The sequence below is a fragment of the Actinophytocola sp. genome (assembly GCF_050699915.1).
Classification (GTDB): domain Bacteria; phylum Actinomycetota; class Actinomycetes; order Mycobacteriales; family Pseudonocardiaceae; genus Actinophytocola.
The window spans coordinates 34,990-53,185 of the sequence record NZ_JBOHGA010000001.1 but is presented as its reverse complement, the minus strand read 5'-3'; the positions used below and the strand labels follow the sequence as shown (position 1 = coordinate 53,185).

At 69.7% G+C, this 18,196-nt stretch carries 10 protein-coding genes; 8 read left to right on the top strand and 2 right to left on the bottom strand.

The window, feature by feature from the left end:
- Nucleotides 1-22 precede the first annotated feature (22 nt).
- Nucleotides 23-976, bottom strand: coding sequence for an MBL fold metallo-hydrolase (locus tag ACRDSK_RS00215; protein WP_431437748.1), 954 nt, complete (start codon nt 974-976; stop codon nt 23-25).
- Nucleotides 977-1,180: 204 nt separating this feature from the next.
- Between ACRDSK_RS00215 and ACRDSK_RS00210 the strand changes: the two genes are divergently transcribed.
- Genes ACRDSK_RS00210 through ACRDSK_RS00190 form a run of 5 tightly spaced genes read left to right on the top strand, consistent with a single transcriptional unit; the run spans nt 1,181 to nt 6,317 of the window.
- On the top strand, nt 1,181-2,179 hold the full coding sequence (locus ACRDSK_RS00210; protein ID WP_431437746.1) for a 3-oxoacyl-ACP synthase III family protein: 999 nt from the start codon (nt 1,181-1,183) through the stop codon (nt 2,177-2,179).
- Between the two features lie 5 nt (nt 2,180-2,184).
- Nucleotides 2,185-3,078: a 3-hydroxybutyryl-CoA dehydrogenase gene (locus tag ACRDSK_RS00205; RefSeq protein WP_431437745.1), complete on the top strand. Its 894-nt coding sequence runs from the start codon at nt 2,185-2,187 to the stop codon at nt 3,076-3,078.
- Nucleotide 3,079: 1 nt separating this feature from the next.
- Nucleotides 3,080-3,562 carry a hypothetical protein gene (locus tag ACRDSK_RS00200; RefSeq protein WP_431437744.1) on the top strand — a complete coding sequence of 161 codons (483 nt, stop codon included), beginning with the start codon at nt 3,080-3,082 and terminating at the stop codon, nt 3,560-3,562.
- Between the two features lie 16 nt (nt 3,563-3,578).
- Nucleotides 3,579-4,910: an MFS transporter gene (locus tag ACRDSK_RS00195; protein WP_431437743.1), complete on the top strand. Its 1,332-nt coding sequence runs from the start codon at nt 3,579-3,581 to the stop codon at nt 4,908-4,910.
- A 51-nt stretch (nt 4,911-4,961) separates the two neighbouring features.
- Entirely contained in the window at nt 4,962-6,317 is a 1,356-nt protein-coding gene (locus ACRDSK_RS00190) for a cytochrome P450 (RefSeq protein WP_431437741.1), read from the top strand.
- A gap of 19 nt (nt 6,318-6,336) precedes the next feature.
- Here ACRDSK_RS00190 and sbnB read toward each other — a convergent pair whose 3' ends face one another.
- Complete coding sequence (gene sbnB / locus ACRDSK_RS00185; protein ID WP_431437740.1) at nt 6,337-7,356, bottom strand: 2,3-diaminopropionate biosynthesis protein SbnB; 1,020 nt, start codon at nt 7,354-7,356, stop codon at nt 6,337-6,339.
- Nucleotides 7,357-7,598: 242 nt separating this feature from the next.
- Between sbnB and sbnA the strand changes: the two genes are divergently transcribed.
- From sbnA to ACRDSK_RS00170, 3 genes are read left to right on the top strand one after another with little or no spacing between them, the layout of a single operon-like run.
- The gene (gene sbnA / locus ACRDSK_RS00180; RefSeq protein WP_431437833.1) at nt 7,599-8,609 is read left to right on the top strand and encodes a 2,3-diaminopropionate biosynthesis protein SbnA; all 1,011 of its coding nucleotides are present in this window, start codon (nt 7,599-7,601) and stop codon (nt 8,607-8,609) included.
- On the top strand, nt 8,606-11,653 hold the full coding sequence (locus ACRDSK_RS00175) for an amino acid adenylation domain-containing protein (RefSeq protein WP_431437739.1): 3,048 nt from the start codon (nt 8,606-8,608) through the stop codon (nt 11,651-11,653). Before sbnA ends, ACRDSK_RS00175 begins: the two co-directional genes overlap by 4 nt.
- 10 nt (nt 11,654-11,663) lie before the next feature.
- Nucleotides 11,664-18,170, top strand: coding sequence for an amino acid adenylation domain-containing protein (locus tag ACRDSK_RS00170; protein ID WP_431437738.1), 6,507 nt, complete (start codon nt 11,664-11,666; stop codon nt 18,168-18,170).
- The last annotated feature ends 26 nt before the right edge of the window (nt 18,171-18,196 follow it).

The window sequence follows — 18,196 nt, the reverse complement described above, 5'->3', positions numbered from 1 at the left end:
TCCGTCCGAACAGGATGGACGGTCAGGCGTGGCAGGTCATCGGCCGGCCACCGTTGAACGCCACCATGTCCTGGAGCGCGGCCGGCACGTCGATCGGCCCACCCGGCGCGACGCCGTCCTCCTCGGCGTACGCGCGGTGCAGGTTGCCGACGATGCGCTCGGAGTCCTTGAGGCCGGCGAACTCACCGAGATCCAGCTCTCGGGCCGCCTCGAGCGGGCGAAGCCCGGCCGCCCGGCCGTCGCGCGCCGCCTGCTGCACGAACCGCAGGTAGGCGATCGTGTCGTCGATCAGTCCCGGACCGGTCACCGGGCCGTGGCCAGGCACGATCGTCTTCGCGCCAAGTGGCGCGAGGACGTCCGACAGGACGTTGATCGCACCCGAGATCGAGCCCTGCACCAGGAACGGCGTGATTCCGTTGAACAGCAGGTCGCCGCAGAACAACAGCTCCCGGTCCGGCACCCACACGATCGAGTCGTTGGTCGTGTGTGCCGCTGAGCCGACGTGTGCGACCTCGCACCGCAGGTCGTCGACCCACACGGTCACGCCCTCGGTGTAGGTGAGGAATGGTGGCTCCAGCTGGACATCGCCCCAGTCCACATCGGTCCAGAACGGCGCCGAGCGAGGCATGCCGTAGGTCGCGATGCCCTCGCGGATCGCCTCGTGCGCGACGATCGTCGCCTGGTCGAACAGGAAGTTGCCGAACGTGTGGTCCCCGTGGTGATGGGTGTTGATCAGCATGCGCACGGGCTGGTCGGAAACGCCCCGGATCGCGTCGAGGTAGGCGCGGGTCCGGCGCACCGTCGAACACGAGTCGACACTGACGACGCCGCGCCGGCCGACCAGGAACCCGGCGTTGTTGATCCACCAGGTGCCGTCGGGCTGAATGTAGGCGTAGATCCCGTCGCTGACCTCCTCGACCCGTGGCGGGCCGGGTGTGGTGACGTCATGCGTCGTGATGTCATGCGTGCTCGTCATCTGCTCACCGTAACGTCGCCTGTCCACGATCCGGTCGAATCTGACTCGCGCGGCGTTTCCCTGCGGTCATCTGGCATCCATTCCACGGTATTTCCACGCTCGCACTCAGGCATGAGCCGGACTAGATATTCGCATGACGCGTTGCGTCTCGCGACGACGGCTGCTTAGCGTCGGGGCAATGTAAACCCGACGGTGAGGGCGCCAATGTCCATCGGAATTCTCGGAACCGGATCCCAGCTGCCTGCCGACGTGAGAACCAACGACGAAATCGCCGGGCGCATTCCGGACGTCGATTCCGATTGGATCCTTCGGAAGACCGCGATACGCACCCGGCGATACGCGGCGGCCCACGAGGCGACCTCCGACCTCGCCGCCGGCGCGGCACGCGACGCGCTGGCGAACGCGAATCTCCCGGTCGAGCGGGTGGACTACCTCATCGTCTCGACATCGACCGGCGACCATCCCCAGCCGCCGACGGCGTGCCTGGTGCAGAACCTCGTCGGCGCGTTCGGTGCGGCATGCTTCGACGTCAACGCGGTGTGCGCCGGTTTCGTGCACGGCCTCGTCCTGGCCCAGAGCCTTGTCGCGCTGCGACCGGGCAGCCATGCCCTCGTCGTCGGCGCCGACGTCTACTCGAGGATTCTCGACTTCGAGGACCGTGGCACCGCCGTGCTCTTCGGAGACGGCGCCGGCGCCGTGGTCGTCGGCGAAGTACCCGACGACCGCGGCATCGTCGACTTCGAGCTCGCCAGCCGCGGCGACGCGCACGAGCTCATCCGAGTGGAGGCGGGCGGCAGCCGCGAGCCGTCGACCGATCGGACCGTGGCGGACGGACGCCACTACTTTCGGATGCAGGGCCGTGGCGTCACGGACATCGTGATGCACGAGATCCCCCCGATCCTGGAGAAGCTGGTGACGCGCGCCGGCACGAGCCTCGGGCAGGTCGCACACTTCGTACCCCACCAGGCGAACGGCGTGCTGCTCGGCGAACTGGTTCGGCGGTGCGGACTCACCGGTGCGCAGACACATCGCACCGTCGAGAAGTACGGAAACGTCGGCAGTGCGGCCGTACCGGTGACGCTCGACGAAGCGAACCGGTCGGGCCGGCTGGCGGACGGGGACCTGGTACTGCTCGCCGGGTTCGGCGGCGGAATATCCATTGGCGCGTGCTTGCTGCGGTGGGCCGCGCCGGCAGGAAAGTAGGGGATATGAACGAGATTCGACGGGTAGGCGTCGTCGGTTGCGGGGTCATGGGCGCCGGCGTGGCGGAGATCTCCGCGCGCGCCGGTCTGGACGTGCTCGTCGCGGTGTCGAAACCGTCTTCGATCGCCGCGGGTCGCAAACGGCTGACCGGGTCGCTGGAACGCGCAGTGCGCAAGGGAAAGATCACCGAGGGCGAGCGGGACGCGGCGCTGGCGCGCGTGTCGTTCACCGCGAACCTCACCGACTTCGCCGACCGCCAGTTCGTGGTCGAGGCGGTCGCCGAGCAGGAGTCGGTGAAGCGAGCCGTGTTCTCCACATTGGACAAGGTCGTGGTGGACCCGGACGCGATCCTCGGTTCCAACACCTCGTCGCTGCCGATCATCGCGCTGGGCGGGGTCACCGACCGGCCGGGCCGCGTGCTCGGGGTGCACTTCTTCAACCCGGCGCCGGTGCTGCCCTTGGTGGAGCTGGTCGGCTCCCTGCTCACCGACGAGGCGTCGATGGACCGTGCCCACCGGTTCGTTTCCGAGGTGCTCGGCAAGCAGGTGGTGTGCACAAAGGACCGTGCCGGGTTCGTGGTCAACGCGCTGCTCATCCCGTATCTGCTGTCCGCCGTGCGGATGCTGGAGTCGGGGATGGCGTCGATAGAGGACATCGACATGGCGATGGTGCTCGGCTGCGCGCACCCGATGGGCCCGCTGCGCCTGATCGACCTGATCGGGCTGGACACGGTCGCCGCGATCAGCGAGTCGCTGTACGCGGAGTTCAGGGAGCCGCACTACTCTCCCCCGCCGCTGCTGGCGCGGATGGTCGCGGGCGGCCTGCTCGGCAAGAAGACCGGGCGCGGCTTCTACCCCCATCCCGTCGCGACTGCCGGCTCGATGAGCAAGGCCGCGTGACATGTCAGAGCTGGAGTTCGCCGAGTACCGGTTGATGATGCGCGCCGGCGTCCGACCGGCACGAGCGCCGGTCGCGTCGTACTACCTGGTCGGGTTCGTCCAGGGAGTACGACGCGGCGGTCATGCGGCCGACCACGACGCGCTGGCCCGGACGATCCACGAGCACGACTCGGCGGCGGTGCTGCATCGCGCGGTGACGTCGTTCGACGAGTTGAACCCGGTCGCCGAGTTGCACCGGCACACCGCGCTGGCCGCCGCCAGCACGATGTGCGTCGCGTGGTTGCCCGACCGGCAGGGGATCTCGGAGGCGGGCGCGGAGTTGCAGGCCGCACACCGTGGTGGGAGCACGGTCGTGGCGATCACCGAGCATCGCGACGATCTCCTGGTGCGAGCGTTCGCATCGGTGATCCTGCCGGACCTTCCGGCGTTCGGCGAGTGGCTCGCCGGACAGCCCCACCTCGTACGGCGTTCTCGCGCCGCGTGATGCGTTGGGAGATGGAATGCCCACGGCGTTGTCCAATCCCACCTACCGCCGGTTGTTCACGGCACAGGTGGTCGCGCTGACCGGCACGGGTCTGGCCACCGTCGCGTTGGGCCTGCTCGCCTACGACATCGCCGGTAACGACGCCGCCGCCGTGCTGGGCACCGCACTCGCGATCAAGATGATCGCCTACGTCGGCGTCGCACCAGTGGCGGGCGCGATCGCCGCACGGTTGCCGCGAAAGAGGTTGCTGGTCACCCTGGACGCGGTCCGCGCCGCGATCGCGGTCATGTTGCCCTGGGTGGACCAGGTCTGGCAGGTCTACCTGCTGATCTTCCTCCTGCAGGCGTCGTCGGCCGCGTTCACGCCGACCTTTCAGGCCACCATCCCCGACGTCCTGACCGACGAACGGGACTACACCAGCGCACTCAGCCTCTCCCGGATGGCTTACGACCTGGAGAACCTGCTCAGCCCGCTGGTCGCCGCCGCAGCGCTCGCTCTCGTCGGCTACGACTTCCTGTTCGTCGGCACGGCGATCGGCTTCGCCGCGTCCGGCTTCCTGGTCGTGTCCGCGCTGCTGCCCACGACCCGCGCCAGGCCGTCCAGCCGGGGGTTGCGGGCCACGACGCTGGGCCTGCGGATCTACCTGGCCACGCCCAGGCTGCGCGGGTATTTCGCCGCGCACCTCGCTGTAGCCGCCGCGGGATCGATGGTGCTGGTCAACACGGTGGTCTACGTACGCGACGTCCTCGGCCGTGACGACACCGCGGTCGCGTTCGCTCTGGCCGCCAACGGCCTGGGCTCGCTGGTCGCGGCCCTCACGGTGCCGCGACTGTTGGAGCGGTTCCCCGACCGGACGGTGATGCTCCGCGGCGCCACCGTACTCGCGGTCGCGTTGTTCCTCGGCGTCCCGTCGACCGCGCTGCTGGACGCGGAGCGCTGGCTGGTGCTGCTCACTCTGTGGGCGGCCGTCGGCGCCGGCACGTCGCTGATTCTCACTCCAGGCGGCCGGCTCTTGCGGCTGTCGGCGCATCCGGCGGACCTGCCGGCCGTCTTCGCGGCGGATTTCTCGCTGTCCCACGCGTGCTGGTTGCTGTGCTATCCGTTCGCGGGCTGGCTGGCCACCCAAGCCGGCATGGCCACCGCCCTCGGCGTACTCGGGGCACTCACCGTCACGGCGACCGCCGCGGCGACACGCCTGTGGACCGCCCACGACCCGGAGTCCCTGGAACACGACCACGATCTCGACGCCGACCACGAACACCTCCACGACGCGACCCACGCGCACGGCCGGTGGCGTCACGCGCACCCGTACCGGATCGACGACCTCCACACCCGTTGGCCAGCATGAGATCCGCCGCCAGGGTCGCGATGCCACGGCGTGTCCCAGGGAGGAGAGGCAGTGACTCGAGCGATACCCCGACCAGCCGGTCACCCGCTGCTGGGCATGGTGCCCGCGTTTCGGCACGATCTGCTCGGCACGCTCGAGCGGACGTTTCGGGAGCATGGTGACTGCGTCGCGTACCGATTGGGTCCGGCCAGGCCCCGTTGGCTCGGCCGCGACGTGATCGCCGCCTACCACCCGGACGACGTAGCGCGGGCGATGAACGACGGCACGGTGTTCGGGCGAGACACGACCGGTTTCACGGTCATCCGCGAGAGCATCGGCGACGGTCTGCTCACCCGGGACGGCGACACGTGGCGGCGGCACCGCAGGACGGTGCAGCCGTTGTTCTCCCGCCGGCGAGTCACCGGCTACGCGGCTCTCATGGCCGCCGAGGCCGAGAAGATCGTCGATGGCCCGGCGATGCGGCCAGGCATCCTTGACCTGCATCACCTCATGCAGCGATTTACGCTGCGCGTGGTCGGCAGGGCGCTGTTCGGCGACGACATCGACAACGTCGTCGCCGAGCTGCACGAGCTGGTGCCTCTGCTGGGTGAGGCCAGCACGGCCCGCCGGCTGCAGCTGTTCACCATCCCGTTGACCGTGCCGACGCCGTGCAACCGCCCGCTCCGCGACGTTCGCCGCCGGCTGTTCGCGGTCGCCGAACGTGTGCTTAACGGCTGGTCGCGAGAATCCTCGCCGGTCGCGGACGATCTGCTCTCCCGGCTGCGCGGTGCGCGTGATCCCCAGACCGGGGAGACGCTGTCCGAGCAGGAGATTCGCGACGAGGTGCTCGGCTTCCTGCTGGCCGGTCACGAGACGACCGCGGGCGCGCTGACGTTCACCTTGCACGAGCTCGGTCGGCGGCCGGACCTCCAGGACCAGATCGTCGCAGCGGTGCACGAAGGTGGGCCGGCGGCCGACGTTCTCGCCCGTGCGGCCGTGCAGGAGGGCATGCGGCTCTACCCACCGGCACACAGCACCGAGCGGGTCACCCTCGAGAACACCGAGATCGCAGGTTGTCCGGTGCCTGTCGGTTCGCAGATCCTGATCTCCCCGTGGGTCACCCACCGGCACCCGGAGTTCTGGCCCGATGCGCACCGTTTCGACCCGTCGCGGTTCGTCCGTGAGGACCGGCGCCCGCGCTACGCGTACTTCCCGTTCGGCGGTGGTGCCCGGGCGTGCGTGGGGATGCAGTTCGCGCTACTGGAGTCGACCGTGCTGCTCAAGGCGTTGCTGTCCCGCTTCCAGGTGGACACCACCCAGCACGACATGACGCTCGCACCACTGCTGACGCTGCGCCCCGCCGGACCCGTGCTGGCCACGGTCAGCCGGCGTGCCCGCGCGCCGCGCGTGGCCGACGTGCTCGCATGAGTCTCGGGACGTCGCTGTGTCAGTAGCGGCTCAGTTCGTGGAAGAACCCCGGCACGGTGTGCAGTCGGCCTGCGGCGACGGCCGAGTCGTAGACGAAGCGGCCGACGGCTAGGTCGAGCACGCCGAGGCCGAACGGCGAGAAGACCAGCGGCCGGTCGACCGCCGGTACGAAGTCGCCGCGCAGCACGTCGGCCAGCACGCCGTGTACGAAGTCTCGCGAGCCGGTGAGCTGCTCGGCCAGGTGCGGCGAGGTGTCCGCCTTGAGGCAGTGGTCGACATCGTCGAGCACGTTGGTCGAGCCGAGAATGATCTCCGGCGCGAGGTCTCGCAGTGACACGTGCAGCACGGTCGGGTTGTGCGCGAACCAGGACAGGTCGTGGACGTGCGGCCTGGCCGCCGTCGTCGCGAAGACGATGAGGTCCGACTCGCGGATCGCGGACTCCGCGGACGGGTGAATCCGCGTCTGGCCCACCCCGTTGGCGCTGAGGTACCTCTCGAACGCCGCCGCGTACTCGTCGGCCAGGTCGAACACGCCGACTTCCTCGAACTCCCACTCGGTGGCCCGCAGGAAGGTGTGGATGTAGCGCGCGATCAGGCCCGAACCGACGAACGCCACGCGGCGTGGCCGCGAGCGTCCCTCGTGGAGCTTCGCCGCGGCCAGGACCGCCGAGGCCGCGGTGCGTGTGGCGCTGATGACGGAGCTCTCCAGACAGGCCAGTGGAAAGCCGGTCCGCGGGTCGTTGAGAATCAGCACGGCGGACGCGCGTGGCAGTCCCGCCTCGAGGTTGTCCGGGAAGCTCGAGATCCATTTCATGCCGTCGACGGCGGCCTCGCCGCCGAGCGAAGCGGGCAGTGCGATGATTCGCGACCTTGGCCGGTCGGGAAACCGGAGGAAATAGCTGGGCGGGTTGACGGTTTCGCCGGCCGCGTGGGTCCGATAAGCATCTTCGACGACCGACATCACTTCGGCGTGCCGCCCGGACAGGACATCCTGAACGGTTTCTCCACCGATGACGGCGAATTCTGGACCGGTCACCATCGCCTCCCTGCCTACTGAGCAGACCTGCCGGATGCTACCCGCGAAAACGCCACATCGGGGGTAGCTCGCAACCGGCCGTGAAGAATTCCCGTCCGCATTATGAATTATTCATATCCACGACAGTGAATTCATCAAAGAATATCAATGATAGCCCTCGTCGCGGCAATCCTGCTAGCTTTGAAGTACCGAAACTTCTTCTATCGCACTGGGGCAGCAGCCATGCGAAGAGAAAACGTAGAAGCGTGTTAGGCGCACGCCATCCGCACGAGCTGCTCATCGACGACGTGTACGTCGACCTGAGCGAGGTGCTCGACGTGCCGATCGCCGTGAAGTGCGAGTCGTTCAACCTCGCCGGTTCCGTGAAGCTCAAGGCGGCCGTCTCGATGATCGCCGCCGCCGAGGATTCGGGCGAGCTCGAGCCCGGCTCGGCGATCGTCGAGTCCTCGTCCGGCAATCTCGGGGTGGCCCTGAGCATCGTGGCCGCGAGCAAGGGCTACGACTTCGTCTGCGTCACCGACCCTCGCTCCAGCGTGCACAACCGCAGGCAGATCGAGGCGACCGGCGGACGGGTCGTGGTCGTGACCGAACCCGACGCCAACCACGGATTCCTCGCGAGTCGCATCCGGGTCGTGCGCGAGCTGTGCGCGACGAACCCGCGTTTCGTCTGGCTCGACCAGTACACGAACGAGAACAACTGGCGTGCGCACTACCAGTGCACCGCGCCTGCCATCGTGAAGACCTGCCCCGATCTCGAGGTGCTCTTCGTCGGTGCCGGCACTACCGGAACGTTGATGGGGTGTGCCTACTACCTGCGGGACGTCGATCACCCTGCCCAAGTCATCGCCGTCGACAGCGTCGGGTCGATCACGTTCGGCGGGACGGCGGGCCCGCGGTTCATCCCGGGGCTCGGCACGAGCCGACGGCCCGAAATGGTCGACACGTCGGTGCTCGACGGCGTCATCCACGTCGACGAGGCCGACACCATCCGGATGTGCCGCACGCTGGCCCGAGCCGGATTCCTGTTCGGTGGGTCGACCGGCACGGTCCTGGCCGGCGCCACGGCGTGGCTCGAGGCGGCCGGGCGGGAGGACGCCAACACGATCGCGATTGCCCCTGACCTCGGCGAACGCTACCTCGACACGGTGTACGACGACGCGTGGGTGGCCGAGCACTATGGCACCGATCTGCTCGACTCGTGCACGCGGGCCGGCTCGCTCGATCTCCCCGGCGCGATCCCCAGGAGCTCTCGATGAACCCACGTGTGGACGAGCTTTTCCTGGCACAGGCCCGGCGGCGGCCCGACGACATCGCCGTGACCTCCGGCTCCACCTCCATCACGTTTGGGCAACTTGCCGAGCGTGCGACCGCGATCGCCGGCGGCCTCGCCGATCTCGGTGTTCGGCGTGAGAGCCTGGTCGGGATCGCCTTCGACCGCTCCCCCGACGCCATCGTCGCGATCCTGGCCGTGACACTGGCCGGCGGCGCCTACGTTCCCCTGAATCCAGCGTTCCCCGCCAGCCGTGTCAAGGAGCTGCTCGCAGACAGCGGTGTGCGGCTCGTGGTGGGCGATCCGGCCGGATGTGCCAAGGTCGCCGACGCTGCGTCCGACGGCGTGCGGGTGATGGACCTGTACGAGGTGCCCCGCCGGCCGGGTTACGTGACGCCGCCCGCCCCGCCGGATCGCTCCCCGTTGGCCTACGTCATGTTCACTTCGGGCAGCACCGGACGTCCCAAGGGCGTACTGGTCGAGCATCGCGGCATCGTGCGGCTGGTACGAGACCCGGACTACGCCGAGTTCGGCGTGGCGGACCGGTTCGCCCAACTGTCCGCCTTGGAGTTCGACGCCTCGACCCTGGAGATCTGGGGCGCGCTGCTCAACGGCGCACGGTTGTACATCGTGGACACCGAGACGGCGGTCGTACCGTGGCGCCTGGCGGAGGCACTGCGTACAAACGAGATCACCGTCGCATGGCTGACGTCGGCGTTGTTCAACCAGCTCGCCGACGAGGACCCGGGGATGTTCGCCCCGCTGCGGTGCCTGTTCACGGGCGGGGACGTCCTCTCGCCACGGCACGTGGAGCTGGTCCGCGCCCGCCACCCCGACCTCGCGTTGTACAACGGCTACGGGCCGACCGAGAACACAACCTTCACCACGGTGCACCGGATCCGTGAGCGCTGTGACCGCCCGATCCCGATCGGGCGGCCGATCCGCGGCACGACCGCACTGGTGCTGGACGACGAACGTCGACCGCTGCCCCCGGGAGTCGTCGGCGAGCTGTACGCCGGCGGCACCGGCGTCGCCCGCGGCTATCTCAACAACGAGGAGCTGACCAGGAAACGTTTCGTCCTCATCGGGGGTGAGCGCTACTACCGCACCGGCGACCGGGTGCACGTCGATGCCGACGGAGTGCTGCACTTCCACGGCCGAACCGACGGTCAGGTGAAGATCCGTGGCCATCGCATCGAACTCGGCGAGGTGACCGCGGCGCTGCGCTCGGTGCCCGGCGTCGCCGACTGCCACGTGAGCGTGGCCGGACCAGCCCACCACAAGCACCTGGTGGCATATCTGGTCGCGCCGAAGACATCCGAGCGGACGGTGCGTACCGCAGTCGCCGCGAAACTTCCCCGCTACACGCTGCCGGACCAGTATGTGTGGCTGACGAGACTTCCGTTGAACGGCAACGGAAAAGTCGATGTGGCTGCGCTGCCCCGCACCGGACAGGCGGACCGGGCCGACCAGACCGCGGACCAGCACCAGCTCGCCGAGCTGTGGGGCGACGTGCTGAGCATCGATCCGGGGGCGATCGGACCGAACGACAGGTTCCTCGAGATCGGCGGGAACTCGATCGCCCTGGGAGCGCTGCTCGGTCGCATCCACCGCCGATGGGGCCGCCACCTGTCGTTCGCCGACGCGGCCGCGGCGCCGACACTCGCCACGATGACTCGTGCCATCGCCACCGCATCCGTGAGGCGCGAGCTGGTCGAACCGATCCCTCCGTCCGCCGGTGCGGCGGTCGACCTGCACCCGCAGCAGGTGGGGCTCTACGCGTTGTGGCAGGCCGATCCGGACTCGCTGGCGTACAACATCCCGGTCCGACTGACGTTGCGCGGCCCGCTCGACGTGGCGCGGTTGCGTTCGGCGTTCACCGTGTTGCTGCAGCGCCACGACGCACTGCGCATGCGGTTGACGCCGGTTGACGGTGCCGTCCGTCAGGTGGCCCTCGAAGACCTCACGCCGGAGTTCGAGTACCTGTCCGGGCCCGTGGCCGACCCGCTCGCGGGGTTCGTGCGACCGTTCCGGCTCGATCGGCCGCCGCTGCTTCGCGCGCGTCTCGTCCACCGCGGACCGGACGAGAACGAGCTGTACCTCGACGGGCACCACATCGTGCTGGACGGGGTGTCGCTGCGGGTTCTCGTGCGCGACCTGTTCGACCTGTACGCCGGTACCGAGCCGGCCGCGGCCGCCACGACGTTCGCCGCGGCCGCGAAGTGGTGCCGTGCCCGGCAGGTAACCGATGTCGACGAGGAGTTCTGGCGCGCCGAACTGACCGGCGCGCCGGCAGGGCTGGAGCTGCCGACCGACCGGCCACGCGGCCGTTCCCGCGCGACGCGCGGCGCGGTGGTCAGGCGCACCTTGCCGGCGCCCCGGCTCGCAGTGGTCGACCAGACCGCCCGCCGCCTGGGCGCGACCCCGTTCGCGGTGCTGGCGACCGCGTACACCGCGACCCTCGCACGGCTGTCCGGCCAGCACGATCTCGTGATCGGCACGCCGGCGAGCGGACGGACACACCCGGCTCTGGAGTCGGTCGTCGGAATGTTCGTCGGCACGGTCTGCCTGCGTGCCGAACTGGCCGGCGATACCGACCTCGCCGGGCTGGCCCGGCAGCTCGGCGCGCGGCAGTGGCAGGCACTCACCCATCAGGACTTCCCGTTCGAGCGGCTCGTGGACCGGCTCGACGTGCCACGCGACCCCGCGCGCAACCCGGTGTTCGACGCCCTGTTCGCCTACCAGGATCTCGACGTCTACGAGCTGGCCACAGCCGACCTCGCGATCTCGGTGGAACTGCTCAACCCCGGCACGACGCGGTTCGATCTCAACCTGCAGGTCTACCGGCGGCCCGACCGGCTCGTGCTCGACCTCGAGTACGCCACGGAGCTGTTCGATCCCACCTCCGCCGACTACCTGCTCGACGAGTACCTGGTGGCACTCGACGAGCTGTGCGACGACCCCGGCACGCCGGTCTTCTCCTCGCCCGGCGCCGCCATGTCCGCCTTCGCTGCCGATTTCGCGTTCTGAGAGGTGCCCGGTGACCACGATCCTCGAGCAGAACCGTCGGGCACATGCCGACCAGGACCACGTCGGTTACTGGCGCCGTGCTGTCGAGTCCGAACCGACCACCCTGGTGCGCGACCACCTCGGCCAGGACACCGACGCGCCGACGGCCACGGCGACCGCGAGACTCGCCACTCCCGCTCTCGCGCGGGCTCGGCGCGTCACTCGGGAGGACCCGGCCCTGCTCCGCGTTCTCCACGGCGCCGTGGTCGCGCTCGTCGCCGCCCGCGCCACCGACGCCGAGCACGTCACCACGGTCGTCGCGGCGCCGTCGGGAGCCGCGGGTTCCGCTCTCCCGCTAAGCGTCCCGGTGAAGCGCGAGGACACGTTCCGCGACCTCCTGATGGCGGCCAGGACCGCCTACCTCGACGCGGCCTCGCACACCGCCGCACCGTACTGGCTGTTCTACGACCAGGCCGCGGCGGCGCCGAGTGATGTCGCGCTCGCCGTCGAGGGCGACCTGTCCCCGCCGGACGCCGCCGCGGTCGGATGCACGCTGTACTTCGCCGTACTCGACGACCGGGTCGACGTGACCTACAGGTCCGATTCGTTCACCTCGTCCACGGCCGAACGCCTCGCGGCCGACTTCGCCGCGTTGCTGGAGAAGACCACGAACGCCATGGACGCCCCGATCGGCCCGTTGCTCGACGCCGGCCCGGATGCACAGCGCCGCCTGGGCGCGTTCAACGACACCGGGGCCGAGTTCCCCGCCACCACGCTGCTCCACCAGTTCCTCGAACGCGGAGCCGCGAAACACCCCGACCGGATCGCCATCGCCGGATCGGGCACCAGCGACGGTCTGACCTACGCGCGGCTCAACGCCCGCGCGAACCGGCTCGCTCATCGACTGCGTGAGCTCGGCGTCGGCCGTGGCGACATCGTCGGCGTGTGCCTGCCGCGTTCGCCTCGCGAACTGACCGCGATCTACGCGGTCCTCAAGGCCGGCGGCGCCTACCTGCCCGTCGACCCGGCCTTGCCGCGCAACCGGATCGACTACCTGCTGGAACACAGCGGCACTCGGATCGTGCTCGGCGATCACCTGACGCGTCCCGCCGTGACCGAGGCGACGATCTTCGTCGACCTCGACGACGAACGCAGCTTCGCCGATGCCGAGTCCGATCCCGAGACCGTCGCCGGTCCGCGCGACCTGTGCTACGTGATCTACACCTCGGGCTCGACCGGCCGTCCCAAGGGCGTCATGGTCGAGCACACGGCGATCGTCAACAGGCTCGCGTGGATGCAACGGGCCTACCCGCTCGCCGGGGACGACGTGATCCTCCACAAGACACCGTTCACCTTCGACGTGTCGGTGTGGGAGATCTTCTGGTGGTCTCTCGCCGGCGCCGCCGTCGCGACCCTGCCGAGCGGCGACGAGCGCGACCCGCGGCGCATCGTCGAGCACATCGCCGGACACGGGATCACCACCATGCACTTCGTTCCCTCGATGCTGCAAGCGTTCCTGCGGTACGTGGCGGCAACCGGCACGGCGTGCTGCCTGCCCTCGCTTCGCCGGGTGTTCGCCAGTGGCGAGGCGCTGACCACCGCCCAGGCGCTGCGGTTCCGCGAACTTCTCGGGCACGCCGGGCTGGTGAACCTCTACGGCCCCACGGAAGCCGCCGTCGACGTCACCTGTTTCGACTGCGCGGAGCTCGACCCGCGCCGCCCGGTCCCGATCGGCCAGCCCATCGACAACATCGTGCTGCACGTGCTGACGAAGGCCGGCACTGTCGCACCCATCGGCACGCCGGGCGAGCTGTGCATCGCCGGGGTGGGTCTGGCTCGTGGCTATCTCAACGCTCCGGACCTGACCGGCCAGCGGTTCGTCGCCGACCCGTTCCGGCCGGGCGAGCGCATGTACCGAACCGGCGACCTGGCCCGCTGGCTGCCCGACGGCACCATCGAGTTTCTCGGTCGTATCGACACCCAGGTCAAGATCCGCGGACATCGCATCGAACCGGGCGAGATCGAGCACGTGGCCTGCCGCGTCCCGGGAGTCGCCGACTGCGCGGTCGCACCGCTCGCGCTCGGCGGTGAGGACACGGACGACGACCGGGTGCTGTGCGCGTACGTGGTCGCGGGTGAGGACTTCGACCACGACGAGTTCCGAGCAGCGTTGGCGGCCGAGCTGCCGTCCTACATGGTTCCACAGTGGACGATGCCGGTGCCCGCGATCCCCACCAACCACAACGGCAAACGTGACCTCGGCCGGCTCCCCCGGCCCGACGTCGCCGCCCGATCCGCGTACGCGCCACCGCGTACCGCGGTCGAACGGCGGCTCTGCGACATCTGGGCTGACGTGCTCGGCGCGGACCGGGTCGGCGTGCGGGACAACTTCTTCGCGCTCGGCGGCGACTCGATCAAGGGCATCGCCGTCCTGTCCAGCGCGCACGCCGCCGGGCTGGAGTTCAGCTTCCAGAACCTGTTCGCTCACCCGTCGGTCGCCGAGCTGGCCGCGTTCGTGTCCGAGCGGCACACAGGTTCCGCTGCCAGGTCCCAGGCGCACCGGTTCGCGCTGCTCGACGACGCCGACCGGCGGCGGCTGCCGCACGGGGTCGAGGACGCCTACCCGATGTCGTCGCTGCAAACCGGCCTGCTCTACGAGGCGGCGCGCGCCGAGCCGGGAAGCGGGCTGTATCACGACATTCTGAGCTACCACATCGACGGAACGGTCGACGTCGAGACCTTCCGCCGCGCGGCGACCACAGTCGCGGCCCGCCACCAAGTCTTCCGAACCTCCTTCCACCTCGACGGATTCAGCGAACCCCTTCAGCTAGTCCACGACCGGATTCCATGTCCCCTCGGCGTGTTCGACCTCAGCGGCCGGCCGGAGTCCGAACAGGACGAGCGGCTACGGGAGTTCGCGGCGCTCGAGCTGACCCACGGGTTCCGGCCGGGCGAGCCGGACATGGTGCGGGTCTACCTGCACCTGCTCGGCGAGCGCGGCTTCCGGTACACCCTGAGCTACCACGACGCCGCCCTCGACGGTTGGAGCGTCAACACGATCCACCGCGACATCTTCGACACCTACTTCGCCCTGCTCGACGGGCACGCCCCGGACCCCGCGCCGCCAGCGGTCGGCTACGGCGACTTCGTCCGGCTGGAGCGGGACGCGCAAGCCTCCGGGCACCAGCGTGACCATTGGCTGGACGTGCTCGCCACGTACGACGAGACCCGGTTGCCCAGGCTGGGGCCCACCGGCGCCACCGGTGTGGTCATCCACGACGTGAACCTCTCCGCGAACGTCACCGCAGACGTGGTGCGCACCGCCGCGTCGCTGCGCGTACCGGTGAAGTCCGTACTGCTGGCAGCACATGTCGCCGTGCTCGGATTCGTGGCCGGCACGGACACCGTGCGCACCGGGTACGAGCACAGCGGCCGCCCCGAGGTGGCCGACGGCGAGCGACTACCCGGCCTGTTCCTCAACACCGTTCCCTTCGGCGCGCGATGCGCGGACGGAACCTGGTCGCAACTCGTGCGCGAGGTGTACCAGACCGAGACCGAGCTGCTGCCGTTCCGCCGCTACCCCATGCAGGAGATGAAGCGGGCGGCGGGTACCCGGGAGCCGCTGTTCGAGACAGTGTTCAACTTCACGCACTTCCACGTCCTCAAGGAGCTCAGCGCCCGCGACGGGTTCGGCATGGTCCGCTCGGTCGTCAACGCGCAGACCGAGTTCCCGTTCCGCGCGGAGTTCGCCCAGGACGCGATCACCGACCGGGTCGAGCTCGCGTTGCACTACCACGCGGCCGCCTTCGACCCTCAGCAGATCGAGCGGATCGGCGGCTACTACGCCCGCGCACTGGAACTGCTCACCTCCCAACCCGACCGGGACGTCCGGGCGGAGCCCCTGCTCGGTCACACCGAGCGTGCGCTGCTCGCCGAGATCGGCGCCGGCCCGCCGCATGTACTGCCGGACGCCACGTTCGTCGACCTGTTCGCCGAGCAGGTCGAGCGCACGCCGGCGAACACCGCGCTGGTGCACGGTGAGGCGCGGCTGAGCTATCGCGATCTCGACGCGGCCGCTGACCGGGTGGCTGCGAGCCTGAGCGCCCACGGGGTCGGGCGCAGCACGGTGGTGACCACCGTGCAGGAGCGCGGCGTCGACTGGGCGCTCACCGTCCTGGCAGTCCTCAAGCTCGGCGCGGTGTACCTGCCGCAGGACCCGTCCTACCCGGCCGAGCGTATCGGTGCGGTGTTGCGCCGCAGCGGATGCCGCCACGTGGTCACCGATGACGTGTTCGCCGCGCCGCTGCGAGACACGCTGGCCAAGGTGCTCGACGAGCCGCCGACGGTCCTCACCGCGACGGCGGACGGCGCACCGCGCGGATCCGTGGTGGCGCCGCGGCCCGACGACCCCGCGTACATCATCTTCACGTCGGGGTCGACCGGCGAGCCCAAAGGGGCGATGATCCACCACCGGGGCATGCTCAACCATCTGTGGGCGAAGGTCGTGGACCTGGAGCTCACCGGGACCGACCGGATCGCCCAGCTCGCAACCCAGTGCTTCGACATCTCGGTGTGGCAGCTTCTCGCCGCGTGGCTTGTCGGCGGAACCACTGTCGTCGTCCCCCAGGACGTAGTCACGGATGTTCCGGCGCTGCTGCGGAACACGGTGGCCGACGGCGACATCAGCGTCCTCGAGGTCGTACCGTCCTATCTGGACGCCCTGCTCGCCGAAGCCGAGCTGCGGCCGGTGGATCTGCCCGCACTGCGACATCTGCTTGTCACGGGTGAGGCGCTGCCACCAGCGCTGACCCGGCGCTGGTTCTCGCTCTACCGCGTCCCGCTGGTCAACGCCTACGGTCCGACCGAGGCCTCCGACGACGTGACCCACCACGTACTGACCGGTCCGGTCGACGGCGAGCGGGTCCCGGTCGGCCGGGCGGTCCTCAATACCGGACTGCACGTCGTCGGCCCCGACGACCGGCCGCGGCCGATCGGCAGCTACGGGGAGATCGTCGTGACCGGCGTCGGAGTCGGCCTGGGCTATGTCCATGATCCCGGCCGGACGGCGGCGGCCTTCCAGCCCAACGTCTTGGACGATCGCTCCGCGACGATGTACCGCACCGGGGACGTCGGGCGATGGCTGCTCGGCGGCGTGCTGGACTGCGCGGGCCGGCTCGATCACCAGGTCAAGGTGCGTGGGTTCCGCATCGAGCTCTCCGAGGTCGAAGGAGCCCTCGGCCAGCTGCCCGGCGTGGACCACGCCGTCGTGGTCGTCAGGAACAGCGGTGGCGAAAAGCTGCTCGCCGCCTTCTACACCGGCCCGGCCCAGCACGACCTCGCCGCGGTGCGCGAGGCGCTGACCGCCCGTCTGCCGAGCTACCTACATCCAGACTCGGTGCGGCGGCTGGACGCGTTCCCATTGACCGGCAACGGAAAGGTCGACCGTGCCGCGCTGGAGCGGCTGCCCGTCGAAGAGACCACGCGGGTCCGTGAGGCGCCGCGTGACGAGCTCGAGGGTGAGCTCGCCGAGCTGTTCGCCGAGGTGCTCGGGCTCGAGGCCGCCGAGGTCGGCGTGACCGACAACTTCTTCGACCTCGGTGGTCACTCGATCGCCGCGATGAAGGTCGCGGTCCGACTCGACGGCGCGATCGGCCTACACGACCTGCTGGCCGGACCCACCGTCCGCGCGCTGGCCGCCGGCATGCGCGAGCAGCGGGAGACGCGCCGCGACCTGCTCGTCGACCTGACCGCGGCGGCCGGACTCGACGTGGTCGAGCCGAAGCTCACCATCGTCTGTGTCCCGTTCGCCGGGGGCGGCGCGGTCAGCTACATCGAGTTCGCCCGGCGCGTGCACGCCGCCGACGCCAAGGTGCGGGTACTCGGCGTGGAGCTGCCCGGGCGTTCGCGGACCGACCGGCGTGCGCCCGTTCCCGCCGACCGGCTGGGCGGCGAACTGGCCGGCGAGATCGCCGCCCGCGTGGACACCCCGGTGGCGCTGCTCGGGCACTGCGCCGGCACCGGCCCGGCGCTCACCACGGCGTACGCCCTGCGGGACAAGGGCATCGAAGTTCGACGTCTGTTCGTCGTGGCGAAGCTGCTCAGGTCGACGAAACCGGCCGACCACGACCACAACGAGGTCACCCACATGTCCGATGAGGAGATTCTGCGATGGCTGGCGACCAACACCGGCTTCACAGAGCCGCACGGTATGCGCGACGCGGACCGCTCCGACCTCGCGCGGGCGTTCCGCTACGACACGGCAGAGGCCACACGCGCCTTCGCTCTCGCCCTGCGCGACTCCGACCCGCTGAGCGTCCCGGTCGTCGCCGTACTGGCCGCGGACGACTCCCTGGCCAGCGGACACGAGGACCTTGTCGGAACCTGGGAGCGGTTCGGTCCCCTGGACGTCGTGGTCAGCCCGGAAGGTGGCCACTACCTCAACATGACGCGACCGGAACTGCTCGCCGCCTGCGTCCTGCGATCCGTCGACGGCGAAGCGTGCGCCGACGGGGAGCCCAGCGCGCGACAACGTCACTGACCGTCCACACGAGAGCGAGAGGATGT